At 69.2% G+C, this 26203-nt stretch carries 25 protein-coding genes; 20 read left to right on the top strand and 5 right to left on the bottom strand.

Annotated elements, in window-relative coordinates; all coding sequences use genetic code 11:
- Position 1 precedes the first annotated feature (1 nt).
- Positions 2-787: a slipin family protein gene (locus AC1DYD_RS13940; RefSeq protein WP_478173334.1), complete on the top strand. Its 786-nt coding sequence runs from the start codon at positions 2-4 to the stop codon at positions 785-787.
- 6 nt (positions 788-793) lie between these two features.
- On the opposite strand, the gene AC1DYD_RS13935 is transcribed toward AC1DYD_RS13940, so the two are convergent.
- A complete protein-coding gene (locus tag AC1DYD_RS13935; RefSeq protein ID WP_478173333.1) occupies positions 794-1714 on the bottom strand; it encodes a LysR family transcriptional regulator in 921 nt (306 codons plus the stop codon).
- 158 nt (positions 1715-1872) lie between these two features.
- On the opposite strand from AC1DYD_RS13935, the gene AC1DYD_RS13930 reads away from it, so the two are divergent.
- The gene (locus tag AC1DYD_RS13930) at positions 1873-2622 is read left to right on the top strand and encodes an SDR family oxidoreductase (RefSeq protein ID WP_478173332.1); all 750 of its coding nucleotides are present in this window, start codon (positions 1873-1875) and stop codon (positions 2620-2622) included.
- Positions 2623-2680: 58 nt separating this feature from the next.
- On the opposite strand, the gene AC1DYD_RS13925 is transcribed toward AC1DYD_RS13930, so the two are convergent.
- The 4 genes from AC1DYD_RS13925 to AC1DYD_RS13910 form a co-directional block, all read right to left on the bottom strand.
- Positions 2681-3361 (bottom strand): response regulator, encoded by a 681-nt coding sequence (locus tag AC1DYD_RS13925; protein ID WP_478173331.1) that lies wholly within the window; start codon positions 3359-3361, stop codon positions 2681-2683.
- 10 nt (positions 3362-3371) lie between these two features.
- The gene (locus tag AC1DYD_RS13920) at positions 3372-4979 is read right to left on the bottom strand and encodes an ATP-binding protein (protein ID WP_478173330.1); all 1608 of its coding nucleotides are present in this window, start codon (positions 4977-4979) and stop codon (positions 3372-3374) included.
- A 52-nt stretch (positions 4980-5031) separates the two neighbouring features.
- Positions 5032-5901, bottom strand: coding sequence for a dioxygenase family protein (locus AC1DYD_RS13915; protein ID WP_478173329.1), 870 nt, complete (start codon positions 5899-5901; stop codon positions 5032-5034).
- A 71-nt stretch (positions 5902-5972) separates the two neighbouring features.
- Entirely contained in the window at positions 5973-6593 is a 621-nt protein-coding gene (locus AC1DYD_RS13910) for a hypothetical protein (RefSeq protein WP_478173328.1), read from the bottom strand.
- 431 nt (positions 6594-7024) lie between these two features.
- Between AC1DYD_RS13910 and AC1DYD_RS13905 the strand changes: the two genes are divergently transcribed.
- The 18 genes from AC1DYD_RS13905 (at position 7025) to mraY (ending at position 26199) form a co-directional block, all read left to right on the top strand.
- Positions 7025-7525 carry an ABC transporter ATP-binding protein gene (locus AC1DYD_RS13905; protein ID WP_478173327.1) on the top strand — a complete coding sequence of 167 codons (501 nt, stop codon included), beginning with the start codon at positions 7025-7027 and terminating at the stop codon, positions 7523-7525.
- A 142-nt stretch (positions 7526-7667) separates the two neighbouring features.
- The gene (dapF, locus tag AC1DYD_RS13900; protein ID WP_478173326.1) at positions 7668-8543 is read left to right on the top strand and encodes a diaminopimelate epimerase; all 876 of its coding nucleotides are present in this window, start codon (positions 7668-7670) and stop codon (positions 8541-8543) included.
- The gene (locus tag AC1DYD_RS13895; RefSeq protein WP_478173325.1) at positions 8540-9229 is read left to right on the top strand and encodes a DUF484 family protein; all 690 of its coding nucleotides are present in this window, start codon (positions 8540-8542) and stop codon (positions 9227-9229) included. The genes dapF and AC1DYD_RS13895 overlap by 4 nt, the downstream gene beginning before the upstream one ends.
- Positions 9226-9834, top strand: a complete 609-nt coding sequence (locus AC1DYD_RS13890; protein WP_478173324.1) for a YdcF family protein — start codon at positions 9226-9228, stop codon at positions 9832-9834. Before AC1DYD_RS13895 ends, AC1DYD_RS13890 begins: the two co-directional genes overlap by 4 nt.
- A gap of 156 nt (positions 9835-9990) precedes the next feature.
- On the top strand, positions 9991-10992 hold the full coding sequence (locus tag AC1DYD_RS13885) for a tyrosine-type recombinase/integrase (RefSeq protein ID WP_478173323.1): 1002 nt from the start codon (positions 9991-9993) through the stop codon (positions 10990-10992).
- Positions 10989-12191 (top strand): class I SAM-dependent rRNA methyltransferase, encoded by a 1203-nt coding sequence (locus tag AC1DYD_RS13880; protein ID WP_478173322.1) that lies wholly within the window; start codon positions 10989-10991, stop codon positions 12189-12191. The genes AC1DYD_RS13885 and AC1DYD_RS13880 overlap by 4 nt, the downstream gene beginning before the upstream one ends.
- A 95-nt stretch (positions 12192-12286) precedes the next feature.
- Positions 12287-13333 carry a CobW family GTP-binding protein gene (locus tag AC1DYD_RS13875; protein ID WP_478173321.1) on the top strand — a complete coding sequence of 349 codons (1047 nt, stop codon included), beginning with the start codon at positions 12287-12289 and terminating at the stop codon, positions 13331-13333.
- Between the two features lie 421 nt (positions 13334-13754).
- A complete protein-coding gene (dksA, locus tag AC1DYD_RS13870) occupies positions 13755-14414 on the top strand; it encodes an RNA polymerase-binding protein DksA (protein ID WP_478173320.1) in 660 nt (219 codons plus the stop codon).
- Positions 14415-14445: 31 nt separating this feature from the next.
- A complete protein-coding gene (locus AC1DYD_RS13865; RefSeq protein ID WP_478173319.1) occupies positions 14446-16005 on the top strand; it encodes an STAS domain-containing protein in 1560 nt (519 codons plus the stop codon).
- A gap of 52 nt (positions 16006-16057) precedes the next feature.
- Positions 16058-16606 (top strand): ATP-dependent protease subunit HslV, encoded by a 549-nt coding sequence (hslV, locus tag AC1DYD_RS13860; RefSeq protein WP_478173318.1) that lies wholly within the window; start codon positions 16058-16060, stop codon positions 16604-16606.
- Positions 16607-16623: 17 nt separating this feature from the next.
- Positions 16624-17946, top strand: a complete 1323-nt coding sequence (gene hslU / locus AC1DYD_RS13855) for an ATP-dependent protease ATPase subunit HslU (protein ID WP_478173317.1) — start codon at positions 16624-16626, stop codon at positions 17944-17946.
- Positions 17947-18461: 515 nt separating this feature from the next.
- On the top strand, positions 18462-18890 hold the full coding sequence (mraZ, locus tag AC1DYD_RS13850) for a division/cell wall cluster transcriptional repressor MraZ (protein WP_478173361.1): 429 nt from the start codon (positions 18462-18464) through the stop codon (positions 18888-18890).
- Positions 18891-18898: 8 nt separating this feature from the next.
- Positions 18899-19825, top strand: a complete 927-nt coding sequence (gene rsmH, locus AC1DYD_RS13845; RefSeq protein WP_478173316.1) for a 16S rRNA (cytosine(1402)-N(4))-methyltransferase RsmH — start codon at positions 18899-18901, stop codon at positions 19823-19825.
- An 89-nt stretch (positions 19826-19914) separates the two neighbouring features.
- The gene (ftsL, locus tag AC1DYD_RS13840; RefSeq protein WP_478173315.1) at positions 19915-20256 is read left to right on the top strand and encodes a cell division protein FtsL; all 342 of its coding nucleotides are present in this window, start codon (positions 19915-19917) and stop codon (positions 20254-20256) included.
- Positions 20256-22004 (top strand): peptidoglycan D,D-transpeptidase FtsI family protein, encoded by a 1749-nt coding sequence (locus tag AC1DYD_RS13835; protein ID WP_478173314.1) that lies wholly within the window; start codon positions 20256-20258, stop codon positions 22002-22004. Before ftsL ends, AC1DYD_RS13835 begins: the two co-directional genes overlap by 1 nt.
- Positions 22004-23512 carry a UDP-N-acetylmuramoyl-L-alanyl-D-glutamate--2,6-diaminopimelate ligase gene (locus AC1DYD_RS13830; protein ID WP_478173313.1) on the top strand — a complete coding sequence of 503 codons (1509 nt, stop codon included), beginning with the start codon at positions 22004-22006 and terminating at the stop codon, positions 23510-23512. Before AC1DYD_RS13835 ends, AC1DYD_RS13830 begins: the two co-directional genes overlap by 1 nt.
- Positions 23509-24966, top strand: coding sequence for a UDP-N-acetylmuramoyl-tripeptide--D-alanyl-D-alanine ligase (locus AC1DYD_RS13825; protein WP_478173312.1), 1458 nt, complete (start codon positions 23509-23511; stop codon positions 24964-24966). Before AC1DYD_RS13830 ends, AC1DYD_RS13825 begins: the two co-directional genes overlap by 4 nt.
- A 54-nt stretch (positions 24967-25020) precedes the next feature.
- Positions 25021-26199: a phospho-N-acetylmuramoyl-pentapeptide-transferase gene (gene mraY, locus AC1DYD_RS13820; protein WP_478173311.1), complete on the top strand. Its 1179-nt coding sequence runs from the start codon at positions 25021-25023 to the stop codon at positions 26197-26199.
- The last annotated feature ends 4 nt before the right edge of the window (positions 26200-26203 follow it).

Genomic DNA, 26203 nt, shown 5'->3' with positions numbered 1-26203 from the left:
CATGTTCTTCAATTTCAATGTGGTGCTGTCGGGGCTCTTCGTCTTGCTGCTGGCGATGCTGGCGGCGGCCTCGCTGCGCATCCTGCGCGAGTACGAGCGCGGCGTGGTGTTCCAGCTCGGCCGCTTCTGGAAGGTCAAGGGGCCGGGGCTGGTGATCCTGATCCCCGGCCTGCAGCAGATGGTGCGGGTCGGGCTGCGCGTGATGGTGCTGGACATCCCGAGCCAGGACGTGATCACGCGCGACAACGTCTCGGTCAAGGTCAATGCGGTGCTGTACTTCCGCGTCGTCGATGCCGAGAAGGCGGTGATCCAGGTGGAGAAGTACTTCGAGGCCACCAGCCAGCTGGCGCAGACCACGCTGCGCGCGGTGCTCGGCAAGCACGAGCTCGACGACCTGCTGGCCGAGCGCGAGCGGCTCAACCTCGACATCCAGAAGATCCTCGCGGCCCAGACCGACCAATGGGGCATCAAGGTGACCAATGTCGAGATCAAGCACGTCGACCTCAACGACAACATGGTGCGGGCGATCGCCAGGCAGGCCGAGGCCGAGCGCGAGCGGCGGGCCAAGGTGATCCATGCCGAAGGCGAGCTGCAGGCCGCGGCCAAGCTGGCCGAGGCGGCCGAGATCCTGGGCCGCCATCCGCAGGCGCTGCAGCTGCGCTACCTGGAGACCCTCACGGTGATCGGTGCCGACAAGAATTCGACCATCGTGTTCCCGCTGCCGCTGGAACTGCTCGGGGCGCTGCTGCGGCGGCTGGAAACGCCTCCGCGGGCACCCGGCGGCTGACACCGCTCAGCGGCCGAACAGGTCGATGCCGCGCACCAGCCGCTTCGCCAGCCGCGGCTGGCGGAACTGATCGAGCCACCATTCGAGGGCCCGGCCCTCGTGCTCGCCGCGCCAGGCGACGTACAGGATGTTGGGCTCGCGCGGGTCGGCGGTCTTCTTCTCGACCAGCTCGCCGCGTGCCAGCAGCGAGGCCACGCGATGGCGCGGCAGCCAGCCCACGCCCAGCGCCTCGCGCTGCGCCAGCGCCTTGGCGTGCATGCTCGGCACCGCCAGCGTCGACTGGCCGCCGAGCAGGCCGTAGGCGCTGCCTTCGCTGGCGCGCGAGCTGTCGGCCACCACCACGGCGCGCTGGCGGGCCAGCAGGTCGCGGTCGAGCGGTTCGGCGGCCTTGGCCAGCGGATGGCGCGGCGAGACCGCGAACACCCACTCCATGACCCCGAGCTCGAACCAGCGCAGCCCCGGAATCGCCGGCGGCTCGTTGGTCGCGCCGACGACCAGGTCGGCACGGCCGTCGCGCAGCGCCTCCCAGGTGCCCTTGAGGACCTCGTGCGTCAGCCGCAGGCGCACGCCCGACTTCAGGGCGTCGAAAGCGGCGATCACCGGCAGCAGGGCCTCGAATTCGATCACCTCGTCGGTGACGATCCGAAGCCGGTCCTCCCAGCCGCTGGCGACCTGCCGCACGCGCTGCGACAGCCGCGCCACGTCCAGCGCCAGCCGCGCGGCCTCCTGGGCCAGCAGTTGCCCGGCGGCAGTCAGCTGGAGCCGGTAGCGGCGGCGGTCGAACAGCAGGGCGTCGAAGCGCTCCTCGAGCTGGCGCGCGGCGTGCGAGAGGGTGGACGGCGCCTTGCCCAGGCGGGCGGCGGCACGCGACAGGCTGCCGCTCTCGCGGATGGCTTCGAGCAAGGCGATCTCGTCGTCGGACAGCATCGGCGCTCCTTGGGGAAGGCGGGCCGAAATCATCGCATGGATGGCGAACATGTTCGACAGAACCGAACGTTTCCATCGGCGGCACGGGACGTCAAGAAGGTCCTGCGGGACGATCATTGCCTCACGGTCCTTTCACCGCAACCCCTCAGGAGTTCCTCATGAATCGCTTTCAACACAAGACAGTCCTGGTCACCGGCGGCACCAGCGGCATCGGCCTCGCGACCGCCAAGGCCTTCGCCGCCGAAGGCGCGCGCGTCGTCGTCACCGGCCGCGACGCCGCGGCGCTCGACCGGGCGCGCACCGAACTCGGCGCCGATGCCATCGCCATCCGCAACGACGCCGGCGTGCCCGCGGCGGCGAAGGAGCTCGCGGCGGCGATCGCCGGCCGGGGCTTGACGCTGGACGCCGTCTTCCTCAATGCCGGCATCGCGAAGTTCGCGGGCCTCGCCGATGTCACCGAGGCCTTCTGGGACGAAGCCTTCGACATCAACGTCAAGGGCGTGTTCTTCCAGGTCCAGGCGCTCGCGCCGCTGCTCGAAAAGGGTGCCTCGATCGTGATCAACGGCTCGATCAATGCCCACATCGGCATGCCCAACACCGCGGTCTATGCCGCCAGCAAGGCGGCGGTGATCTCGCTCGCGAAGACGCTGTCGGCCGAGCTGCTGCCGGGCGGCGCGCGCGTCAACGTGGTCAGCCCGGGCCCGATCCGCACGCCGCTCTACGGCAAGCTCGGACTGGATGCGGCGGCGCTGGACGCCACGGCGGCGCAGATCCAGGCGCAGATTCCGCTCGGGCGCTTCGGCACGCCGGAGGAACTCGCCGCCACCGTGCTGCACCTGGCGGCGCCCGAATCGGCCTTCGTCGTGGGCACCGAGATCATCGTCGACGGCGGCATGAGCGGGCTCTGATCCGCCTTGCCCAGGGTGCGGGCCGGGCGGTCGAGACGCCGAGGCGCTCGGCGCGGCCTCAGGCTTCCGGCTCCTCGAAGGCGAAGCCGACGCCGTAGACCGAGCGGATCGCGTCGGATGCTGGCGCCGCGGCGGCCAGCTTGCGGCGCAGGTTCTTGATGTGGCTGTCGATCGCGCGCTCGGCCACGTCGACCGTGTCCTCGTAGGCCAGGTCCAGCAGCTGCGCACGCGAGAAGATGCGCCCCGGCTGCCGCGACAGCGCCTGGAGCAGGCGGAACTCGAGCCGGGTCAGGTTCAGCGCGACGCCGTCGAAGCTGGCGCGCCAGTGCGTGTCGTCGAGCTGCAGGCGCCGGGCTGCCGAGGTCGTCGCACCGGCGCCCGCGCTGCGGCGCAGGACGGCGCGCACCCGCGCCACGACTTCGCGCGGCGAGAAGGGCTTGCAGATGTAGTCGTCGGCACCGAGCTCCAGGCCGAGCAGGCGGTCGACCTCCTCGATGCGCGCGGTGAGCATGATCACCGGGTGCGTGCTGTTCAGGCGGGCGCGCCGCAGCACCTCGATGCCATCCAGCCGCGGCAACATGATGTCGAGCAGCGTGAGATCGGGCGGCTCGTGCAGCATCCGCTCGAGTGCGCGCTCGCCATCGGCGGCACGCTCGGTCTGGTAGCCGGCGTGCTGCAGGTAGTCGACCAGCACCGACGCGATGTCGTCCTCGTCCTCGACGACCAGGATTCTGTTCATTGGAAGCTCCTCATGGCAACGGCTCCGTGTGCGTCAGCGGCAGGGTCAGCACGATACCCACCCCGCCCAGCGGCGACGCCGCCGCCTCGATGCCGCCGCCGTGCGCCTCGACGGTCGCGCGGCAGATCGCCAGCCCGAGTCCGGAGCCGCCGAGGGCCCGGTTGCGAGAGGCTTCGCCGCGGAACAGCCGCTCGAACAGCCGCGGCAGCTCGGCGGCCGTGACGCCGGGCGCGCTGTCGTCGAATCGAAGCTCCAGCCGCTCGCTGTCCGCCGAGCCCTCGATCCGCGCGCCGATGCGCAGGCGGCCGCCAGCGTCGGTGTAGCACAGCGTGTTTTCCAGCAGGTTCATGAAGACCAGGTGCAGGCGGTGGGGATCGCCCTGCAGCGCGGGCCGGCGCCGGGCCGACAGCTGTTCGAGCTCGGTGGCATCGATGGCGATGTGTCGCTGCGCGAAGCGCTCGCGCGTCAGGGCCAGAGCCTCCTCGAGCAGGGCCAGCGGGTCCAGCGCGACGAAGGGCGCCGGCGCATCGGCGCGCTCGTGCATGCTGCTGCGCAGGTCGTCGACCAGTTGGCTCAGCCGCATCACCTGCCGGTGCAGGCGCAGCGCGGTCTTGTCGTCGAAGCGGCGCACACCGTCCTGCAGTGCCTCGATCTCGGCCCGCATCGCGGCCAGCGGCGTTCGCAGCTCGTGGGCGACGTCGGCCAGCCAGGCCCGGCGCGAGGACTCGATGCCGTCGAGGCGTTCGGCCATTCCGTTGAAGGTGCGGCCGAGCAAGGCCAGCTCGTCCTGCCCGCGCACCGGCACGCGGGCGTCCAGCCGACCTTGCGCGATGCGTTCGGCGCCCTGCGTCAGCGCCTCGATGGGGGCGAACCAGCGCCGCGCCAGCAGCCACGAAAGCAGCAGCGCGATCGCCAGGCCGGCGATGCCGGTCCAGACCACGAAGCCCGCCTGCCGGGCGACGAAAGCGCGGTCGGCCTCGGTCTCGAGGCCTTCGAGCGGCGCCAGCAGCAGCACGCCGATGACGCGATCGCCGTCGCGCAACGGCAGCCGGGCCGCGGTGGCAGGGTCGACCCGGGCGCCGGCGATCCAGTGGTCGGCGGCGTCGACCAGGCCCAGCCGCTGGTAGACCGAGTCCGGACGGTTGCGAGGGTCCCGCATCGCACCCGGTGGCGGCAGCGGCAGGTTCAGGCGCGGCGGCAGCAGTTCGGGCGGCAGCGGCCGCGGTCCGCCCGGGCTGGCAAACGGCGGACCGTCCTGCCAGGGCGGCGGGCGGAAGTCCTCGGGCGGCCAGGGCGGGATGGTGCGCATGCCGCCGCCGTCGGGACCGGGGGGCGGCATCTTGCTGTGGGGCGGACCCTGGCGACGGAAGGGTTCCATCTGCAGGCGGAACCAGGCCTCCTCGTCGTGGCGCAAGGCGTCCCAGTTGCCCTCGGCCGCGTGGCTCTTTTTCAGGATCTCGGCGAACCAGTCCATGCGCCGGAGCTCCACCTCGGCCACGTAGGGACCGAGTCCGCGCTGCAGGCCGAGCCACGAGAAGCCCGTGAAGATCAGCAGCAGGGCCAGCAGCAGCACGGCGAGCGCGAGGAATATCTTTCGGAAGAGCGTCAGTCGAGGCATGGCGGCGAAGGGCGAACCGCATTTTGCGGCATGGCCCAGGGTGAACGGGCCCCTAGACGGCGATCGAGATCGCGATGCTCGCGCTGTAGCCGTTGGTCGCGTCGCCGCTGAAGTCCACCATCTCGAGGGAAGTGCCGTCGCTGAAGACGTTGTCGGTGGCGAAGCTGATCCCATTGAGGTTGGCGACGCTCTGCGAATAGCCTGCCGCGCTGCCATAGATGGCGCGCAGGGTGTCGGTCGGGAACGCGAGCTGCGTGGTCCGGAGCTTGTTGCCGGCCGAGTTGGCCGTCGACAGGCTGCGGTAGATCTCCAGGTGCATGTGAGGCATGCGGCCGGCGTAGCAGCCGGGCACCACCGTGACGAAGCGCACATTGCCGTTGGTGTCGGTTTCCTGCACGCCCCGCAGGTGGTTGTCGGCCAGGCTCTGGGTGGTGTAGACGGAATAGGTGCCTTCGCGGGTGCAATGCCACAGGTAGATCGCATAGCCCGCCAGCGGCGCGCAGGCGGACTGCGTGTTGGTCAGCGTGATCGAGAGCGTCAGCGGTGCGCCCCCCACCTGGACGCTGCTGCCGACGTTGGTGCGGATGTCCGAGCGCACGATGCCGGCGAGTGCCAGCACGTTGTAGTTGTTGTTGCTGGCCGTCGAGCCGTCCGCGGGGTAGGGGCCGGCCGTTTCCTCGGGCACGACCTGGCAGCTGCTGGTGGTGGCGGACGTCGTGGCTGCCGCCGTTTCGGCCGCCGTGGCGCTGTCCGTGGCGGTGCTGGCGCTCGTTGCCAGGGCCGTCGACAGGGTCGACGTGCCGGTACTGCCGGCAGCGCCTCCGCCGCCGCAGCCGGCCAGCGTCAGCAGGCCCAGGGAGCCGAGCGCGCCAAGCGCCTGGCGGCGGCCGGCTGCGGGCATCGGGGACAGGGAATCGGGCATGTGTGTTTCCTCCTGCGCGGAACTTGCGCGGCTGCGACTGTGCGCCACGATCTGGGAGAAATCGTGTGCAGTCACAGGCCCTGGAGGCGCGGGGCGCCGGCGGCCTGGCGTTCCAGCGGCAGTCTCAGCGTGATGCCGAGGCTGCCGAGCGGCGACGGAGCGGCATAGATCCGCCCGCGGTGATCGCTCACGATCTGTTCGCAGAGCGCGACGCTCGCGATGGTGTCGAGATCGCTGCGCCAGCGCGGACTGCGGGCGGCGGCGGCATCGAAGCAGCGCGCGAGGCGCGGCTCGTCGAGGCCGGGGGCGGCATCGATGAAATTGACGACGGCATGGGCGCCGTCGATGCGGCCGAGCACCTGCAGCGTGCTGCCGGCATGCATCGCGCGGCACGCCAGCTCGACGATGTGGGCCAGCACCTCCTGCATGCCCGGGAGGTCGAGCACCACCGGCAGCGGATCGGCCGGCAGCTTCAGTTCGAGCGCCATGCCGGCCGCCTGCAGCCGGCCGCGCAGCGACTCCGACATCTGGTGCAGCAGCTGGCGGATGTCGGTGCGGCTGCGCGGCCCGGCCGCATGGGCAAGGCGCGCGATGGCCGGTCGGGCGGCGGCGGCCCGCGGTCGCAGCAGGCGCCAGGGCAGGCAGAGCAGCAGCGCGAGGAGGAGGGCGAAGCAGGCGGGGATGGGGTTCATCGGAAAGTGAAAAATTCAGTTGCGATGCCGCGCATTAGTCCCTGGCTGAGGCGCTGGCGCAACAACATCGGCCCGCCGCGCCAGGCCTTCAAGATGTCTCCGCATTCGGGGTGCAGCATGCGGTTCGGGGTCGGTGCCGCTCGTGCCATCGTGGCTTCGTTTTCCGCTCGCCGAGGCCTTCCATGTCCCTGCCCCATGCCCTCCTGATCCGCAACGTTCGCCCCCTGGGCAAGGCGCCGTGCCTTTCGCCACGCCAGCGGCCATGACGCGGCCAGCCAGTCGCTGGCGCTGGCCCGGGCTTTCCTGGCCCGGGGCACGACGCGGCTGCGGACCCAGGCCTTGGACACAGCGAGACGATGCAAGTACTTACAAAATATGGCCCTAATTGGAAAGGTGGAATTTGGATGATCTTCCGGGCAGAATCCCGCCAGATGAAATTACGGACCGGCGCCCTACTTGGTATCACCTTGCTCTCCCTGGCCTCGCCCGCCGCATTCGGCCAATCGACGGACGTTCAGGATTCATCCGGTTCCGGGTGGTGGGAAGCGGTCATCGGACCCTTCGCGGTCCACTTCAGCAACGAGAACGATCACAAGCACGTCTACCTGCTGGGCATCGAGCGCAACCGGGAGGACGGCTGGATGTGGGGTTTCTCGGCGTTCCGGAATTCGTTCGGCCAGGCCTCCGGCTACGGCTATTACGGCTATCGCTGGGACGGGCTGTTCGGCAACCCCGCGTTCTACGCCAAGCTGTCGGCCGGCATCATCTACGGCTACAAGGACGAGTACGAGGACAAGGTGCCGTTCAACCACAACGGCTTCGGCCTCGGCATCATTCCCGCGATCGGCTGGCGGCTGACCAAGGACGACGCCTTGCAGGTCGGGACGCTCGGGACCGCCGGCCTCATCTTCACCTACAACCGCAAGTTCTGAGACCACCCCCGAAGCGCCTGCGGCGCTCCCCCTCCAGGGGGCGATACCAGCGGCCCGGCAAAGCCGGTTCCGCGGTATCCCTGGCCCGGGACTGCACCCGATTCGACCCCGAGGGCGCATCGGGGCAGCGGATAATCCCCCGATGCGAATCCGCTTCACCAAGATGCAGGGCGCCGGCAACGACTTCGTCGTGCTGGACGAAACCCGCGCGCCGCTCGGCCTCGACGCCGCGCAGTACCGCTTCCTGGCCGACCGCCACTTCGGCGTCGGCGCCGACCAGATCCTCTCGGTGCGGCCGTCGCCGGCCGAAGGCATCGACTTCCAGTACGTGATCCACAACGCCGACGGTGGCGAGGTCGAGCAATGCGGCAACGGCGCGCGCTGCTTCATGCGTTTCGTGCGCGAGCGCCAGCTGACGGCCAAGGACGCGGTGCGGGTGCAGACGCTGTCCGGCGTGATCGAGCCGCGGATGGGCGCCGACGGCCGGGTCACGGTCGACATGGGCGCCCCGATCTTCGATCCGGCCCGGGTGCCCTTCGACACCGCCGGGCTCAACCCGCAGCCTGAAGGCGGGTGGCACACCTGGCACCTGGCGCTCGATACCCATGCCGGCAGTGCCATCGTCGCCCTCGCCGTGCTGTCGATGGGCAATCCGCACGCGGTGCAGATCGTCGCCGACGTCGATACCGCGCCGGTCGCGGCCCAGGGCCCGCTGATCGAGCACCATCCCCGTTTTCCGCAGCGCGTCAATGCCGGCTTCATGCAGGTGGTCGACCGCTCCCGGGTGCGCCTGCGTGTTTTCGAGCGCGGCGCCGGCGAGACCCTGGCCTGCGGGACCGGCGCCTGCGCGGCGGTGGTGGCCGGCATCCGGCTCGGCCTGCTCGATGCCCGGGTCGACGTTCAGACCCATGGCGGACTGCTCACCATCGAATGGGCCGGCGACGGCGCCCCGGTGCTGATGACCGGGCCGGCGGTCACCGTCTTCGAGGGCGACATCGAGGTGCCGGACCCGTCATGACCCCCATCAACACCAACCCCATGAATCCGATCACCGAAGACGACATCGCCAACTACCTCGCGAACACGCCCGACTTCTTCGAGCGCCACGCCCAACTGCTCGGCCAGGTGCAACTGACCAGCCCGCACGGCAACCGCGCCGTGAGCCTGCAGGAGCGCCAGGCCGAGATGCTGCGCGAGAAGATCAAGGCGCTCGAGCATCGCGTGATGGACATGGTTCGCCACGGCACCGAAAACGTCGTCACGGCCGACCGCCTGCAGCGCTGGACCCGCGGCCTGCTGACGACCCGCGACCCGCGCGGATTGCCGGCACAGATCGCCGGCCAGCTGCAGACCCTGTTCATGGTTCCGCAGACCGCCATCAAGGTCTGGGACTGCGACAGCGCCTACCAGGGCGAGCCCTACGCCCAGTGGGTCAGCGACGACGTCAAGGCCCTCGCCACCTCGCTGACCGCGCCCTACTGCGGCCTCAACGCCGGCTTCGAGGCCGCCGGCTGGCTGGCCGAGCCGCAGGCGGCGGTGTCGATTTCGCTGATCCCGCTGCGGCCCGAGCCCGAGGCGCCGGCCTTCGGCCTGCTGGTGCTGGCCTCGCCCGATGCCCAGCGCTTCAACGCCGAGATGGGCACCGACTTCCTGGAGCGCATCGCCGAGCTGGCCTCGGGCGCGCTGTCGCGTTTGCGGCCTTGAACCGGCGTTTGCGGCGCGGCGTCCTGGGCGCGCTGGCGATCGGGGTGGCGGGCTACGCGGCGATCCACCTGATGGTCTGGCGGCATGCGCTCGCGCGTCTCGCCGAGCCGCCGCAGCGCCCCGCCGATGCGGCGCTGGTCCTCGGCAACCGGGCCTACAAGGATGGCCGGCCGAACCCCTGCCTGACCGGACGGGTCGATGCCGGCCTGGCGCTGGCGAAGGCCGGCACGGTGCGCCAACTGGTGTTCACCGGCGGTGTCGACAGCGAGGATGGTCGCATCGAGGCCGAAGTGATGGCGCAGCACGCGCGCAGCATGGGCTACACCGGTGCGTTGCTGCTGGAGCCGGCGTCGCAGTCGACCCGCGAGAACCTGTCGATGTCGCGCGACGTGCTGCGGGCCGCGGGCATCCGCAGCGTGGTCATCGTGACCGAGCCCTACCACCTGTGGCGGGTCGAGCGGCTGGCGCGCGCCTCCGGTTTCGATCGCCTGTTCGACGTCCAGTTCGCGGCCGCGCCGAGCAGTTGCTGGCAGCGCTGGGGCATGGCCTTCAAGGGCGCGTTGCGCGAGCCGCTGGCGATCGTGAACAATGCCAGGTACTTTTAGCTCGCCCCCAGGTTGGCTCACGTCGTGTAGCCGCCCACCCCCTGCCGGGGGCAACACCAGCGGCCCGGCGATGCCGGTTCCGCGGTGTTTCACGAAGGGGCCTGGCTGCGCCGGCCGGAAGGCGCTGGTTTCCGGATTTCTGGCAGGAGCCGCATCTTGAACTCGGGTTGGATCGAGAAGTACCTGGAACACGTGCGCGTGGAGCGCCGGCTGGCGGCGCGCACGGTCGAGCTCTACGCCATCCACCTGGCGACGCTGGCGCAGAACGCCGCGGCTGCCGGGTTGGCGCTCGATCAGGTGCAGACCGCCCACGTGCGGCGCTGGATGGCCCAGCTGCATGGCTCCGGCCACGCGTCGCGCGGCATCGCGCTGGTGCTCTCGTGCTGGCGCAGCTTCTACCGCTGGCTCGGCAATGAAGGCTGGGTCGGATCGAACCCGGTGCAGGATGTCCATGCGCCGAAGGCCGCGCGGCCGCTGCCCAAGGCGCTCGCGGTCGACGAGGCGGTGCGGCTGGCCGACCTTCACGATGCCGAGGCCGACCCCTGGGACGAGGCGCGCGACCGCGCGATCGTCGAGCTGCTCTATGGCTGCGGCCTGCGCGTCGGCGAGCTGATCGGCCTGGACGTGCGCGCCAGCGGCACGGCGCGCGGCTGGATCGACCTCGACGCCGCCGAGGCCCACGTGCTCGGCAAGGGCAGCAAGCGCCGCATCGTGCCGGTGGGCGGCAAGGCGCTGGAGGCGCTGCGGGCCTGGCTGGCGCTGCGCGACGACTGCGCGGCGCTCGAGGCCGCCCGGCTGCGCGACCCCGGCAACGCAGCGGCGCTCTTCATCGGCCGCAACGGCACCCGCTTCTCGGCCCATTCGGTCTGGAAGCAGCTGCGCGGACGCAGCCTCAAGTCCGGCTTGTCGGCGCCGGTGCACCCGCACATGCTGCGGCATTCCTTCGCCAGCCACCTGCTGCAGTCCAGCAGCGACCTGCGGGCGGTGCAGGAACTGCTGGGCCACGCCAACATCTCCACCACGCAGGTCTACACCCGGCTGGATTTCCAGCATCTCGCCAAGGCCTACGATGCCGCCCATCCGCGGGCCCAGGCCCGCGACGAGGGCCCGCCGCCGATCGGCGGCGGGCTGCGCAAGAACAAGAGCAGGAACCCATGAAGCTTCTCCGTCTGCGCTCCGGCAAGGAGCGCTCGCTGCTGCGCCGCCACCCCTGGGTCTTCGAATCGGCGATCGCCAAGGGCGGCGGCGATGCCGGCGAGACGGTCCGCATCGAGGCCGACGATGGCCGCTTCCTGGCCTGGGCCGCGTACAGCCCGCATTCGAAGATTCGGGCCCGTGCCTGGAGCTTCGACGAGGCGCAGCGCATCGACGCCGACTTCCTGGCGGCACGGGTCGCGCAGGCGGTCCGCGCCCGCCAGCTGTTCGACGTGCAGAGCGATGGCGTGCGCCTGGTGCACGGCGAGGCCGACGGCCTGCCGGGCCTGATCGTCGACCGCTACGGCGACACGCTGGTGGCGCAGTTCCTGTCGGCCGGCGTCGAGCGCTGGAAGGCCGTGCTGGCCGACGCGCTGCTCGCCGCCACCGGTCTCGAAAAACTGTACGAGCGCTCCGACGCCAGCGGCCGCGAGCGCGAGGGCCTGAAGCCGCGGACCGGCTGGCTGCGCGGCAGCGGCCCGACCGAACTGCGGATCCGCGAGCACGACTGGCAGCTGGGCCTGGACATCGCGACCGGCCACAAGACCGGCTTCTACCTCGACCAGCGCGACAGCCGCCGGCGTTTCGCCGAACTGGCCGCCCGGCGGCGCTTTCGCCGCGTGCTGAACTGCTTCTGCTACACCGGCGGCTTCACGGTCGCCGCGCTGGCCGGCCTGCAGGCGGCCGGGGCGGTCGAGGGCGCCGAGCTGATCTCGATCGATTCCTCGCTGCCGGCGCTGGAGCGCGCGCGGGCCCATGTGGCGCTCAACGGTTTCGACGAGGCCCGCACCGAATTCCTCGATGCCGACGTCAATGCCAGCCTGCGCCGCTTCGTCGACGAGGGCCGGCAGTTCGACGCCATCGTGCTCGATCCGCCGAAGTTCGCGCCGACCGTGGCCCACGCCGAGCGCGCCGCGCGCGCCTACAAGGACCTCAACCGGCAGGCCTTCAAGCTGCTGGCGCCGGGCGGCCATCTGCTGACCTTCTCGTGCTCGGGCGGCATCGGCGCCGACCTGTTCCACAAGATCGTCGCCTCGGCCGGCATCGATGCCGGGGTCGACGGCTACATCACCGAGCGCCTGGGCGCCGCGCCCGACCATCCGATGACCATCGAGTTCCCCGAAGGCGAGTACTTGAAAGGCCTGGTGGTGGTGCGCAAGTAGGCTTTGTCCCTGCCGCGGCGGGGCCGGGCGGCCGTCGCTAAACTTCCCGCCTTCGCCTGTTTCCCCCGTTCCCCTCGTTTCCCCGGAGCATCCCCATGGCCCTCATCCCCGCCACCATCCTCACCGGCTTCCTCGGCTCCGGCAAGACCACCCTGCTTAAGCGCATCCTGAGCGAGGCCCATGGCCAGAAGATCGCCGTGATCGAGAACGAGTTCGGCGAGGAGAACATCGACAACGACATCCTGGTCACCGAGTCGAAGGAGCAGATCGTCCAGATGAGCAACGGCTGCATCTGCTGCACCATCCGCGAAGACCTGCGCGAGGCGCTGCAGCTGCTGGCGGCCAAGAAGCGCAAGGGCCTGCTCGACTTCGACCGCGTGGTGATCGAGACCACCGGACTGGCCGACCCGGGCCCGGTGGCCCAGACCTTCTTCATGGACGACGAGATTGCCGAAAGCTACTTGCTCGACTCGATCCTGACCCTGGTCGATGCCAAGCACGCCCCGCAGCAGCTCAACGACCGCCAGGAGGCGCGCCGCCAGGTCGGCTTCGCCGACCAGATCTTCATCAGCAAGAGCGACCTGGTCGCCGAGGAGGAGACCGACGCGCTGATCCACCGGCTCAAGCACATGAACCCGCGGGCGCCGCAGCAGAAGGTGCATTTCGGCGAAGTCCCCATCGAGGACGTGTTCGACCTGCGCGGCTTCAACCTCAACGCCAAGCTGGACATCGACCCGGACTTCCTCAAGGAGGAAGAGGCGCACGACCACGACCATGACCATGGCGAGCATTGCGACCATCCCTCGCATGCGCACGAGGGCCATGGCCACCACCACCACCACGATGACGACGTCAAGAGCTTCGTCTATCGCTCCGACCGGGCCTTCGATCCGGCCCGGCTGGAGGACTTCCTGGGTGCGATCGTCAACATCTACGGTCCGCGGATGCTGCGCTACAAGGGCGTTCTGCACATGCAGGGCACCGAGCGCAAGGTGATCTTCCAGGGCGTGCACCAGCTCATGGGCAGCGACCTCGGCCCGGCCTGGGGCGGCGACGAAAAGCGCACCAGCCGCATGGTGTTCATCGGAATCGACCTGCCGCGCGAGATCCTGGAACAGGGCCTGGACCAGTGCCTGGTCTGATCCTCCGGCCACGCGCCCGGGGTTCTCTATACAATCGCGCGCCTGTTCCGGGGGCTGCGATCGACCTTCTTTGAGCGAGTGTGACTTCCGGCATAGGGCCGGGCGCGTTTCGGGGCCGAATTCGGGGGTATAACCCCGGGGTTCGCCATCGGCGAGCACCCATGATCTGAATGCGCGTCCGAGTCCATCGAAGGAGCCAGTCACCGTGAAGAAACCCGCCGCCCACGCCAAGCCCGCGACGAAGCCCACCGTCAAGAAGACGGTGGCTGCCAAGCAGGCTGTGCCCGCGGCGAAGAAGGTTTCCGCCAAGCATGCCGCGCCGTCCCCGTCTCCCGCCCGGAGCACGGCCCCTGCGGCCGCGAGCACCTCCTCCTCCAAACCGGCCGGCGCCCCCGCCGCGCCACCTGCACCATCGAGTCCCATGAAAAAAACGGCTGCCGCCTCCACCATTTCCGCCCCGGCGACGCCCGCAACGACCGCCGCACCCGCCCGCGGCGGCCGCGTGTCGCGGCTGTCCCAGCTCACGGTCCCCTCCATGCCGCAATCGGTGGCCTCCACGGCGGCCAAGTCCAGCTTCGTCCAGATCACCTCGAACGCGCTGGTGCCGCCGCCGCCGATCGCGGTCAAGAAGGATCCCAAGCTGGTCAACAACTGGAAGACCAAGTCGGCCGAGGAGCTGAGCGACGCCGAAGTGATCGCCATGCCGGATTCCGAGTACATGAACGAGAAGCAGATGGCGTTCTTCCGCCTCAAGCTGCAGGAACTCAAGCGCGGCATCCTCGAGAATGCCGGCGAGACCACCGAGCACCTGCGCGAGGACACGGTGGTCGTGCCCGATCCGGCTGATCGCGCCACCATCGAGGAAGAGCATGCGCTCGAACTGCGCACCCGTGACCGCGAGCGCAAGCTGCTGAAGAAGATCGAGCAGTCGATCCAGCGCATCGATGCCGGCGACTATGGCTACTGCGACGAGACCGGCGAGCCGATCGGCGTCGGCCGCCTGCTGGCCCGTCCGACCGCCACGCTGTCGCTCGAAGCGCAGCAGCGCCGCGAGCTCAAGCAGAAGATGTTCGGCGACTGATCACGGGAGAAATCGGACGGAGACGCTGCGCATGGCCAAGGAAGATTCCGGTCGCTTGCTGTCGAAGGTGGCGAAGTTCGTTCGCAATCCCCTGAAGGATTGGTCCGAGCTCGACGCCGACGAGTCGTCGACGCTCGAAAACGGCTACAGCCGTGAAATGCTCAAGGAGATGATCGAGCGGCGGCAGCGCAACGACTTCGTGCGCCGCCGCGAGTTCGACATGCTGCGCAAGCTGCGCCAGCGCGAGGCGGCCGGCGGGCGCGACCCGGCGGCCACGCCGTCTTCCTTCAATGTCAGCAGCACCTCCGGCAAATCGGAGGGCAGGGCGCTCACGCTCAAGAAGATCGACGAGATCGAAGAGCAGATGTCCCAGCAGTGGTGGAAGGGCCGGGACCCCCGCGCCGCGACGGCCGCAGAGGGTGCGTCCGCCGACGGTTCGCATATGGCCGAGCAGCACGCGCGCGCCTATGCCGACACCGTGCCCGGCGTGCCGCAGGGCGGGGTCCAGGGCCTGCAGGTCCAGCTGCCGGCGCACGACGGCAGCATCGAGGAAGCCGCGATCCGCTACGCCCACGGCGACGATGCGGGCGCCGAGGCGATCCTGCTGCAGGCGCTGGCGCCCGACAGCCCGACCGCCGAACACGACGACACCTGGCGGACGCTGCTCGACCTCTACCGTGCCATCGGCGAGGCCGAGAAGTTCGTGGCCGCCAGCACTCGCTATGCCCAGCGCATGAAGCAGGCGGCGCCCGAGTGGATGTCGTTCCGCGCCCTGGCGAATTCGGCCCGTGCCTCGACGGCGGGCCCGCACGAGCCGCCACCGGTCGCGGCCAGTGATGCCGACTGGGCCAGCCCGCCGCGGCTCTCGCGCCAGGGCCTGATCGGCCTGACGCGCGCGCTCGGCGCCGCAGGTCCGTCCTGGCGGCTCGACTGGAGCGCGATCGACGCCATCGAGCCCGATGCCGCCGGGCCGCTGCGGGCCTTGTTCACCCATTGGGCCGATTCCACGGTACAGCTGCGTTTTCGCGCCGCCGACCGTCTCCTGCTGGTGCTCGCCGAAGCCACGCCGGCCAACGACCGGGGCGTCGATGCGGTCTGGTGGCAGCTGCACATGGCGGCCTTGCGCATGATGCACCGGGCCGACGAATTCGAATTGCTGGCGCTCAACTACTGCATTACCTACGAGGTGTCGCCGCCGCCTTGGGAGGATCCCAAGGGCAACTATGGGTCGCTGGACGCCTTTCCGGCGGCGAAGCCTGCTGACAGGGGGGCCTCGATCGATTCCGCCGGCGCAGCGCCGGCCGCGGCGAGCGCGGGCCCCAGCCTGCTGGTCGGCGACCTGGTCGGGGAATCGCTCTCGACTTGGCAGCGTCTCGATGCGGAGCTGGCCGATTCGACGACGCCCACCGTTTCCTGCGCGGCCCTGGTGCGGATCGATTTTGCCGCCGCCGGCACCCTGCTCAACTGGGTCACCGACCACCACGGCCGCGGCCAGAAGCTCCAGTTCGTCGACGCCCACCGCCTGGTGGCGGCCTTCTTCGAAGTCATCGGCATCGTCGACCACGCCTCGGTCGCCCTCAGAAAAGACTGACTTCGGCGGCTGCCGGGGTTGAGATCCGGGCCTTTGCCCTGAGATTGCTTCGATGGAACAATTTCACGGAACCACGATTATCAGCGTCCGGCGCAAGGTGGCCGGGGCCGCCGACCAGGTCGCCATCGGCGGCGACGGCCAGGTCACGCTCGGCAACATCGTCATCAAGGGCACGGCGCGCAAGGTGCGCCGGCTCTACCACGGCAAGGTGCTGGCCGGCTTCGCGGGCGCGACCGCCGACGCTTTCACGCTGTTCGAGCGTTTCGAGGCCAAGCTCGAGAAGCACCAGGGACACCTGGCCCGGGCGGCGATCGAGCTGACCAAGGACTGGCGCACCGACCGCGTGCTGCGCCGTCTCGAGGCCATGCTGGCGGTGGCCGACGCCACCACCTCGCTGATCATCACCGGCAACGGCGACGTGCTGGAACCCGAGAACGGCATCATCGCGATCGGATCCGGCGGCGCCTACGCGCAGGCCGCGGCCAAGGCGCTGGTCGAGAACTCCGAGTTGCCGGCCGAGCAGATCGTGAAGAAAGCGCTGGAGATCGCCGCCGATCTCTGCATTTACACCAACATGCACCACACGGTCGAGACCCTCTGAGAAGCGCGAGCCCCTTCATGTCCATGACCCCCCAGGAAATCGTCTCCGAACTCGATCGCCACATCGTCGGGCAGTCCCAGGCCAAGCGTTCGGTCGCGATCGCGCTGCGCAACCGCTGGCGTCGCCAGCAGGTCGAGGAGAAGCTGCGCGCCGAGATCACGCCCAAGAACATCCTCATGATCGGCCCCACCGGGGTCGGCAAGACCGAGATCGCACGCCGGCTGGCCCGGCTGGCCGATGCCCCCTTCATCAAGGTGGAAGCGACGAAATTCACCGAGGTCGGCTACGTCGGCAAGGACGTCGACTCGATCATCCGCGACCTGGCCGAGATCGCGATCAAGCAGACCCGCGAGGCCGAGAGCGCCAAGGTCCGCATGCGGGCCGAGGATGCCGCCGAAGAACGCATCCTCGACGTCCTGCTGCCGCCCGCGCGCCTGCCCGACGGCGCATTGAGCGACACCCCCAGCCCGACCCGCCAGGCCTTCCGCAAGAAGCTGCGCGAGCACGAGCTCGACGACAAGGAGATCGAGATCGACCTCGCGGAGACCCGCCAGCCGCTGGAGATCATGGGCCCGGCGGGCATGGAGGAAATGACCGAGCAGCTGCGCAGCATGTTCGGCCAGCTCGGCCAGACCAAGCGCAAGAACCGCAAGCTCAAGATCGCCGAGGCGATGCGCCTGCTGATCGACGAGGAAGCCGCCAAGCTGGTCAACGAGGACGAGATCCGCACCCAGGCGATCCACAATGCCGAGCAGAACGGCATCGTCTTCATTGACGAGATCGACAAGGTGGCGAGCCGCAACGAGGCCCAGGGCGCGGATGTCTCGCGCCAGGGCGTGCAGCGCGACCTGCTGCCGCTGGTCGAGGGCACTGCGGTCAGCACCAAGTACGGCGTGGTGCGCACCGACCACATCCTGTTCATCGCCAGCGGCGCCTTCCACCTGAGCAAGCCGAGCGACCTGATTCCCGAGCTGCAGGGCCGTTTCCCGATCCGGGTCGAACTGCAGTCGCTGTCGGTGGCCGATTTCGAGGGCATCCTGACTCAGACCCAGGCCTCGCTGGTCAAGCAGTACCAGGCGCTGCTGGCCACGGAGGGCGTCACGCTCGAGTTCACGCCCGAGGGCATCACGCGATTGGCCAACATCGCCTTCGAGGTCAACGAACGGACCGAGAACATCGGCGCCCGCCGGTTGTCGACCGTGATGGAGCGCTTGCTCGACGAAGTCAGTTTTGATGCCGCCAGGTTGGACGGCCAAGCAGTGCACATCGATGCCGCCTATGTGGATCAGCGCCTTCAGGCACTCAGTCACGACGAAGACCTTTCTCGATTCATCCTTTGAGATGTGGCTCGCCCCCAGGTTGCCCGGCACTTCGTGTCCGGGCGCCCACCCCCTGCCGGGGGCAACACCAGCGGCCTGGCAAAGCCAGATCCGCGGTGTTTCACCAACGGGCCTGGCTGCGCCGGCCAGTAAGAAGCGGCGCACTGTCTTCGACGGCGGCGCGCAGCGCTCGCCTGTTCGGGGGCAGTCGCGGAACCGGCTTTGCCGGGCCGCTGACTGCGCCCCGGCAGGGGGTGGGCGGCTACACGCAGTGAGCCAACCTGGGGGCGAGCCTATCTCTTGCATTACTTTCATTGCGTGAGCTAAGTGCTTCATTTGCAACGGAATTCGGCGTTTTTGAGCTTGCAAAAACATCGCTAAGTCATTGATTCCATTACAAAAAATACCCGTGACGCCTGGTTGCGCGGTAGGTGTTTCCTGCTACAGTGGAAAAAAGTGCAGTTAAGTGGGAAAAAGTGTCCAGCAAGGCCTGATTCGGGCCTCGCGACACCTCCCAACACCGGGGTCTCGTGGTCGTGTTTCAAGGCGCTTCATCGCTCAGTCTGGATGCCAAGGGGCGGCTCTCCGTGCCGACCCGGCACCGTGACGTCCTGAGCGCGACCGCGGCCGGCCAACTCACGATCACCAAGCACCCGCATGGCTGCCTGATGCTGTTCCCGCGTCCCGAATGGGAGAAGTTCCGCGAGCGCATCGCCGCGCTGCCGATGTCGGCGCAGTGGTGGAAGCGGGTCTTCCTCGGCAATGCGATGGACGTCGAGATGGACGGTACCGGCCGCGTGCTGGTCTCGCCCGAACTGCGCGCCGCCGCTGGCATCTCGCGCGACGCCCTGCTGCTCGGCATGGGCAACCACTTCGAACTCTGGGACAAGGCAAGCTACGAGGCCAAGGAGGCCGAGGCCACGCAAGGCCAGATGCCGGATGTCTTCCAGGACTTTTCGTTCTGAGGCGCGCAGTGGAACAACCGTGGACCCACACGACCGTCTTGTTGGAAGAGGCGGTGAAGGCGCTGATCCCGGACGCTTCGCAGGCGACCGGCACCTACGTGGATGCGACTTTCGGACGCGGCGGCCATTCCCGCGCCATTCTGGCCAGGCTGGGGCCGACGGGCCGGTTGATCGCGTTCGACAAGGACGCGGAAGCGGTGGCCGAAGCAGCGCGCATCGAGGATGCGCGTTTTTCCATCCGCCACCAGGGCTTCAAGGATCTGGGGGAGCTGCCGCCGGCCAGTGTGGCCGGCCTGCTGATGGACCTCGGTGTCAGCTCTCCCCAGATCGACAACCCCGCACGGGGTTTTTCTTTTCGTTTCGACGGGCCGCTCGACATGCGCATGGACACCACGCGCGGCGAGAGCGTGTCCGAATGGCTGGCCACAGCCGAGGCTCAGCAGATTGCGGAGGTGATTCGTGACTATGGCGAAGAACGGTTTGCTGTTCAGATTGCAAAGGCGATTGTTGCTCGCCGACAAGAACGGGGCCCAATTTCAACCACCGCCGAGCTGGCCGAGCTCGTGGCTGGCGCGGTCAAAACCCGCGAGCCGGGCCAGAACCCTGCAACGCGCACATTTCAGGCTCTTCGGATTTTCATCAACGCCGAGCTTGAAGAGCTGCAACAGGCGCTAGAGGCCAGCCTGACCGTGCTGCAGCCCCAGGGCCGGCTCGCGGTGATCAGCTTCCATTCGCTGGAAGACCGCATCGTGAAGCAATTCATCGCCCGGCACTCGAAGGAGGTCTACGACCGCCGCGCGCCCTTCGCCGCGCCGAAGGCGATGAAGCTCAAGGCGTTGGCGCGCATCAAGCCCTCGAAGGCCGAGGTGGAGGGCAATCCGCGCTCGCGCAGCGCGATCCTGCGCGTGGCCGAGCGCACCGGGGAGGGCATTTAGGATGAATCGCCCCCACGCCCATCACTTCGTGTATCGCTGCCCCCCGAGGGGGCGCTCAGTGCCCTTCGGGCGGCCGGGCGGGCTCTGACATGGCGCGGCTCAACCTGCTGCTCCTGATCGCCGTGCTCGGCTCGGCGGTCTACCTCGTCCATACGCAGTACCTGTCGCGCCAGCTCTTCACCGAGCTGCACCGCATCGAGCTCGAGGCCCGCCGCCTGGAGCTCGACCGCGACCGGCTGCAGGTCGAGAAGCGGGCCCAGGCGACGCCGCTGCGGGTCGAGAAGCTGGCCAAGGAGCAGCTCAGGATGCGCACCACCACGCCCGCCATCACGCAGTACGTCCGCGCCGACGGCACCGTGATTCCCGCGGTGGTGGCGCCTGCGTCGGCGACGCCGCCAAGCCGCGCCGCACAGTCGAAGGGAGCGCACTGATGCCGCGCCGCAGCGTCCAGTACACGACCAGCCCCTTGCTTGCCAGCAAGACGCCGGTCTGGCGCAGCAAGTTCATCGTCGCGGCGATCGCCGGCGGCTTCATGCTGCTGGCGGCCCGCGCGGCCTACGTGCAGGTGCTTGACAACGACTTCTTCCAGCGCCAGGGCGAGGTCCGCTTCACGCGCACGCTCGAGCTGCCCGCCAACCGCGGCCGCATCCTCGACCGCAACGGCCTGCTGCTGGCCTCCAGCGTGGTGGCACCGAGCATCTGGGCGATCCCCGAAGACATCGAGCGCGACGACCCGGAGGTCAAGGCCAAGCTCAAGCAGGTGGCCAGGCTGCTCGAGATGCCACAGAAGGACTTCGACAAGAAGCTCGAGGACGAGGACAAGACCTTCGTCTGGGTCAAGCGCCAGGTTGACGAGCCGATCGCCAAGCAGATCGCGGCACTCAATATCAAGGGCATCTACCAGCGCAAGGAATACAAGCGCCAGTACCCCGAGGGCGAGGCGGCCGCGCACGTGGTCGGCTTCACCAATGTCGAGGACCACGGCCAGGAAGGCATCGAGCTGGCCTTCAACAAGGACCTGGCCGGCAAGACAGGCTCGCGCCGCGTCATCAAGGACCGCCTCGGCCGCGTGGTCGAAGGCGTCGGCGAGCAGGTGCCGCCGGTGGACGGCAAGGACATCCAGCTCAGCGTCGACAGCAAGGTGCAGTTCTTCGCCTACCAGAAGCTGCGCGACGCCGTGACCATGCACAAGGCCAAGGCCGGCAGCGTGGTGGTGCTGGACGCCGTCACCGGCGAGGTGCTGGCGCTGGCCAACTACCCGAGCTACGTCCCCGACAAGCGGCAGAACCTGACCGGCGAACAGCTGCGCAACCGCGCGCTGACCGACGTCTTCGAGCCCGGCTCGACCATGAAACCGGTGACGATCGGCATGGCGCTGGAAGCCGGCCGCGTGACGCCGCAGACCGTGATCTCCACCGCGCCCGGGCGCATGAGCATCGGCGGCTTCACGATCAGCGACACCCACAACTACGGCGCGCTGACGGTCGAGGGCGTGATCCAGAAGTCGAGCAACATCGGCGCGCTCAAGATCGCGCAGAAGATGACGCCGCGCGAGATGTGGGACACCTACACCGCGCTCGGCTACGGCCAGAAGCCGCAGATCCAGTTCCCCGGTGCGGTCACCGGCCGCCTGCGGCCCTGGAAGTCGTGGAAGCCGGTCGAGCAGGCCACCATGGCCTACGGGTACGGCCTGTCAGCCTCGCTGTTTCAGATGGCGCATTCGTACACCGCCTTCGCGCACGACGGCGACATCATCCCGGCGACCATCCTCAAGAGCAGCGAGCCGGCGGTCGGCGTCAAGGTGTTCTCGGCCCAGAACGCGCTGGCGGTGCGCAAGATGCTGCAGATGGCGGCCGGCCCGGGCGGCACCGGACCGCTGGCGCAGACCATCGGCTACTCGGTGGGCGGCAAGTCGGGCACGGCGCACAAGCAGGTCGGCAAGGGCTACGCGAGCAACAAGTACCGTGCCTGGTTCACCGGCATGGCGCCGATCGAGAAGCCGCGCATCATCGTCGCGGTGATGATCGACGAGCCGAGCAACGGCCAGTACTTCGGCGGCCTGGTGGCGGCGCCGGTGTTCAGCGAAGTCGTGCAGCAGACCCTGCGCATGATGAACGTGGCGCCCGATCTCGCAGTCAAACCCCTGGTCGTGACCAAGGGCGTGGAAGAGAGTTTCTGATGGCCGTGACGACGCTGCACAACCCCGCCGAAGCCGCCGCCTGGCTGCGCTCGCGCGTGCGCGGGGCGCTGCATGCCGACAGCCGCGCGGTCGGCGCGGGCGACGGCTTCATCGCCTGGCCCGGGGCCGCGACCGACGGCCGGCGTTTCGTCGCCGGCGCGCTGGCGAAGGGCGCCGCGGCCTGCCTGGTCGAGCAGGATGGCAGCGCGGCCTTCGGCTTCGAGGGCGAGGCGATCGCCACCTACGCCGGCCTCAAGGCCGCGACCGGGCCGATCGCGGCCGCCTACTACGACACGCCCTCGGCCGAACTCGATCTGATCGCCGTCACCGGCACCAACGGCAAGACTTCGACCGCCTGGTGGCTGGCGCAGGCGCTGTCGTCGCGGCCGGCCGATGCCGGGCGTTCGCCCTGTGCCGTGGTCGGCACGCTGGGCATCGGCGTGCCGCCCGAGCTGACCTACACCGGGCTCACGACGCCCGATCCCGTCATGCTGCAGCGCGAACTGCGCACCTTCGTCGACCGCGGTTTCGGCGCCTGCGCGGTCGAGGCCTCGTCGATCGGCATTGCCGAACGCCGGCTCGACGGCAGCCGGATCGCGGTGGCGGTGTTCACCAATTTCACCCAGGACCACCTGGACTACCACCGCAGCATGGAGGCCTACTGGGATGCCAAGGCCGAACTGTTCCGCTGGCCCGGCCTGCGCGCCGCGGTGGTCAACATCGACGACGTGCACGGCGCGGCCCTGGTCGCCAACCTGATCGAGCGCGGTGTCGGCGCGCTCGATGTCTGGACGGTGTCGGCCGAGGGTGCCCCGGCCCGGCTGCGGGCGGACGACATCGGCTACGACGCCCGGGGCCTCAATTTTTCGGTGATCGAGGAGGGCGTGCCGGCGCAGCGCCTCGCGACCTCGCTGATCGGCCAGTACAACGTTGCCAACCTGCTCGGCGTGCTGGGCGCCCTGCGCGCGCTCGGCCTGCCGCTCGATGCGGCCGTGCAGGCCTGCGCCGGGCTCGAGAGCGTGCCGGGCCGCATGGAGCGCCTGAGCCTGCCCGGCCGGCCGCTGGCGGTGGTCGATTACGCCCACACGCCCGACGCGCTCGACAAGGCACTGGCCGGCCTGCGGCCGCTGGCGCGGCAGCGCGGCGGCGCGCTGTGGTGCCTGTTCGGCTGCGGCGGCGACCGCGACAGCGCCAAGCGCCCGATGATGGCCGCGGTGGCCGAGTCGCAGGCCGACCGCGTGGTCGTGACCAGCGACAACCCCCGCAGCGAGAGGCCGTCGGCGATCATCAGCCAGATCCTGCTCGGGCTGGCGCGGCCCGAAGCCGCGCAGGTCGAGCCCGACCGTGCGCGTGCGATCGCCGAGACGCTGGCCCAGGCCCGGCCGGAAGACGTCGTGCTGCTCGCCGGCCGCGGCCACGAGGCCTGGCAGGAAATCGCCGGCGAGCGGATCGCGTTCTCGGACCGGATCCATGCGCTCGATGCGCTCACGGCAAGGAGCGGCGCATGAGCGACACGCCCGCAGCGACGCCCATGATGACCCTTGGCCAGGCCCTGGCATGGATCCCCGGTGCGCGCCTGGTCGGCGACCCCGCGACGCCGATCCAGCGCGTCCACACCGACACCCGCACCCTGGCGGCCGGTGACCTGTTCGTCGCACTGAAGGGCGAGCGCTTCGATGCCAACCAGTTCCTGGCCGATGCCCGGGCCCGCGGCGCCGTCGCCGCGATCGCCCATGGCGGCCTCGAGGCCGCAGGCCTGGCGGGCCTCGAAGTCCCCGACAGCCTGAGCGCGCTCGGTGCGCTGTCGGCAGGCTGGCGCGCCCAGTTCGAACTGCCGCTGATCGCGGTCACCGGCAGCAACGGCAAGACCACCGTGACGCAGATGATCGCGTCGATCCTGCGTGCCGCCTGCGGCGAGGGCGCGCTGGCCACGGCCGGCAACTTCAACAACGAGATCGGTGTGCCGCTGACCTTGCTGCGCCTGCGTCGGCGGCACCAGCGCTCGGTGGTCGAGCTCGGCATGAACCATCCGGGCGAGATCGAGCGGCTGGCGCGGATCGCGCGGCCGACCATCGCATTGGTCAACAACGCGCAGCGCGAGCACCAGGAGTTCATGGCCACGGTCGAGGCCGTGGCACGCGAGAACGCAGCGGTGTTCGAGGCGCTGCCGCCGCAGGGCACCGCGGTCTTCCCGTACGCAGACGCATTCACGCCCCTGTGGAAGGAGATCGCGCAGCGCGGTGCATCGCGCCGCTGCCTGAGCTTCGGCGAGCAGGCCGGCGCCGACATCGCGCTGGTGGCGGCCGACTGGGCCGACGGCGCCTGGCAGGTCGGTGCCCGCACGCCGCTGGGCGAGCTGCGCTTCACGCTGCGCATCGCCGGCCGGCACAACGTCGTCAATGCGCTGGCGGCGATCGCCTGCGCGCTCGCCGGCGGCGTCTCGCTGGAGCGGATCGCCGACGGCCTGTCGGCCTTCGAACCGGTCAAGGGCCGCTCCAGGGCGATCGCACTGCCGCTCGCGGGCCAGCGCTCGATCACGCTGGTCGACGACACCTACAACGCCAATCCCGACTCCATGCTGGCGGCGATCGACGTCCTCGCCGCGCTGCCGGGCCCGCGCCTGCTGGTGATCGGCGACATGGGCGAGGTCGGCGACCAGGGGCCGCAGTTCCATTCCGAGATCGGCTTGCGGGCCCGCGAGCGCGGCATCGAGGCGGTGTTCGCGCTCGGCCGCGAGTCGGCGCACAGCATCGCCGCCTATGGCGGGGCCGGCCCTGCCGGCGAGGGCCGGCATTTCGAAGACATCGATTCGCTCAACGCCGCCGTCCAGGCGAAGTTGCCGCAGCTTGCGAGCGTGCTGGTCAAGGGCTCGCGCTTCATGCAGATGGAGCGCGTGGTCCAGGCCGTCACCGGCTGGGCCGAATCACGACAACAAGACAAGGAGGCCGGTCATGCCGCATGAGTCGCGCATCGAGGCCTGTTCGCCCATGCATCATTTCCCGACGAGGCCGCGCCCATGCTGCTGAGCCTCGCCACGTGGCTGCAAGGCCTGTCGCCGGAATTCGGCTTCCTGCGGGTCTTCCAGTACCTGACCTTCCGCGCGCTGATGGCGGCGCTGACCGCGCTGCTGCTCGGCCTGGCCGCCGGCCCCTACGTGATCCGCCGCTTGACCGCGCTCAAGATCGGCCAGCAGGTGCGCAGCTACGGCATGGAGACGCACCTGACCAAGAGCGGCACGCCGACCATGGGCGGCGTGCTGGTGCTGTTCTCGATCGCCTTCTCGACCTTTCTGTGGTTCGAGCTCTCGAACCGCTTCGTCTGGATCGTGCTGTGGGTCACGCTGGGCTTCGGCGCCATCGGCTGGGTCGACGACTGGCGCAAGGTGGTGCGCAAGGACCCCGAGGGCATGCGCTCGCGCGAGAAGTACTTCTGGCAATCGGTGGTCGGGCTGGTGGCCGCCTTCTACCTGCTGTTCAGCATTTCCGAGAGCTCCAACTGGCGCGTGCTCGAGCTGTTCTTCACCTGGATGCGCTCGGGCTTCGACCTCGACTTCCCGCCGAAGATCAACCTGCTGGTGCCCTTCTTCAAGGAGATCAGCTACCCGCTCGGCGGCATCGGCTTCGTGATCCTGACTTACCTGGTGATCGTCGGTGCCAGCAACGCGGTGAACCTCACCGACGGCCTCGACGGCCTGGCGATCATGCCGGTGGTGATGGTCGGCTCGGCGCTTGGCGTGTTCGCCTATGTCACGGGCAGCGCGGTGTACTCGCGCTACCTGCTGTTTCCGCACATCCCGGGTTCGGGCGAGCTGCTGGTGTTCTGTTCGGCCATGGCCGGCGCCGGCCTGGCCTTCCTGTGGTTCAACACCCATCCGGCGCAGGTCTTCATGGGCGATGTCGGCGCGCTCGCGCTCGGCGGCGCGCTCGGCACCATCGCGGTCATCGTGCGGCAGGAGATCGTGTTCTTCATCATGGGCGGCATCTTCGTGGTCGAGGCGATCTCGGTGATGGCGCAGGTCAGTTACTTCAAATACACCAAGAAGCGTTTCGGCGAGGGCCGGCGCGTGCTCAAGATGGCGCCGCTGCACCATCATTTCGAGAAGAGCGGCTGGCGCGAGACGCAGGTCGTGGTCCGCTTCTGGATCATCACGATGCTGTTGTGCCTGGTCGGCCTGTCCACCCTGAAGCTGCGTTGACACC

The organism is Variovorax sp. P4_B11 (assembly GCF_056402355.1).
The sequence above is the reverse complement of the archived record's forward strand: the minus strand, read 5'-3'. Positions and strand labels throughout refer to the sequence as shown.

What these genes read in the sequence shown, in the direction of transcription:
- AC1DYD_RS13940 (WP_478173334.1), top strand. Translation starts at nt 2, where the DNA reads ATGTTCTTCAATTTCAATGTGGTGCTGTCGGGGCTCTTCGTCTTGCTG.
- AC1DYD_RS13935 (WP_478173333.1), bottom strand. Translation starts at nt 1,714, where the DNA reads ATGCTGTCCGACGACGAGATCGCCTTGCTCGAAGCCATCCGCGAGAGC.
- AC1DYD_RS13930 (WP_478173332.1), top strand. Translation starts at nt 1,873, where the DNA reads ATGAATCGCTTTCAACACAAGACAGTCCTGGTCACCGGCGGCACCAGC.
- AC1DYD_RS13925 (WP_478173331.1), bottom strand. Translation starts at nt 3,361, where the DNA reads ATGAACAGAATCCTGGTCGTCGAGGACGAGGACGACATCGCGTCGGTG.
- AC1DYD_RS13920 (WP_478173330.1), bottom strand. Translation starts at nt 4,979, where the DNA reads ATGCCTCGACTGACGCTCTTCCGAAAGATATTCCTCGCGCTCGCCGTG.
- AC1DYD_RS13915 (WP_478173329.1), bottom strand. Translation starts at nt 5,901, where the DNA reads ATGCCCGATTCCCTGTCCCCGATGCCCGCAGCCGGCCGCCGCCAGGCG.
- AC1DYD_RS13910 (WP_478173328.1), bottom strand. Translation starts at nt 6,593, where the DNA reads ATGAACCCCATCCCCGCCTGCTTCGCCCTCCTCCTCGCGCTGCTGCTC.
- AC1DYD_RS13905 (WP_478173327.1), top strand. Translation starts at nt 7,025, where the DNA reads ATGAAATTACGGACCGGCGCCCTACTTGGTATCACCTTGCTCTCCCTG.
- dapF (WP_478173326.1), top strand. Translation starts at nt 7,668, where the DNA reads ATGCGAATCCGCTTCACCAAGATGCAGGGCGCCGGCAACGACTTCGTC.
- AC1DYD_RS13895 (WP_478173325.1), top strand. Translation starts at nt 8,540, where the DNA reads ATGACCCCCATCAACACCAACCCCATGAATCCGATCACCGAAGACGAC.
- AC1DYD_RS13880 (WP_478173322.1), top strand. Translation starts at nt 10,989, where the DNA reads ATGAAGCTTCTCCGTCTGCGCTCCGGCAAGGAGCGCTCGCTGCTGCGC.
- AC1DYD_RS13875 (WP_478173321.1), top strand. Translation starts at nt 12,287, where the DNA reads ATGGCCCTCATCCCCGCCACCATCCTCACCGGCTTCCTCGGCTCCGGC.
- dksA (WP_478173320.1), top strand. Translation starts at nt 13,755, where the DNA reads ATGAAAAAAACGGCTGCCGCCTCCACCATTTCCGCCCCGGCGACGCCC.
- AC1DYD_RS13865 (WP_478173319.1), top strand. Translation starts at nt 14,446, where the DNA reads ATGGCCAAGGAAGATTCCGGTCGCTTGCTGTCGAAGGTGGCGAAGTTC.
- hslV (WP_478173318.1), top strand. Translation starts at nt 16,058, where the DNA reads ATGGAACAATTTCACGGAACCACGATTATCAGCGTCCGGCGCAAGGTG.
- hslU (WP_478173317.1), top strand. Translation starts at nt 16,624, where the DNA reads ATGTCCATGACCCCCCAGGAAATCGTCTCCGAACTCGATCGCCACATC.
- ftsL (WP_478173315.1), top strand. Translation starts at nt 19,915, where the DNA reads ATGGCGCGGCTCAACCTGCTGCTCCTGATCGCCGTGCTCGGCTCGGCG.
- AC1DYD_RS13835 (WP_478173314.1), top strand. Translation starts at nt 20,256, where the DNA reads ATGCCGCGCCGCAGCGTCCAGTACACGACCAGCCCCTTGCTTGCCAGC.
- AC1DYD_RS13830 (WP_478173313.1), top strand. Translation starts at nt 22,004, where the DNA reads ATGGCCGTGACGACGCTGCACAACCCCGCCGAAGCCGCCGCCTGGCTG.
- AC1DYD_RS13825 (WP_478173312.1), top strand. Translation starts at nt 23,509, where the DNA reads ATGAGCGACACGCCCGCAGCGACGCCCATGATGACCCTTGGCCAGGCC.
- mraY (WP_478173311.1), top strand. Translation starts at nt 25,021, where the DNA reads ATGCTGCTGAGCCTCGCCACGTGGCTGCAAGGCCTGTCGCCGGAATTC.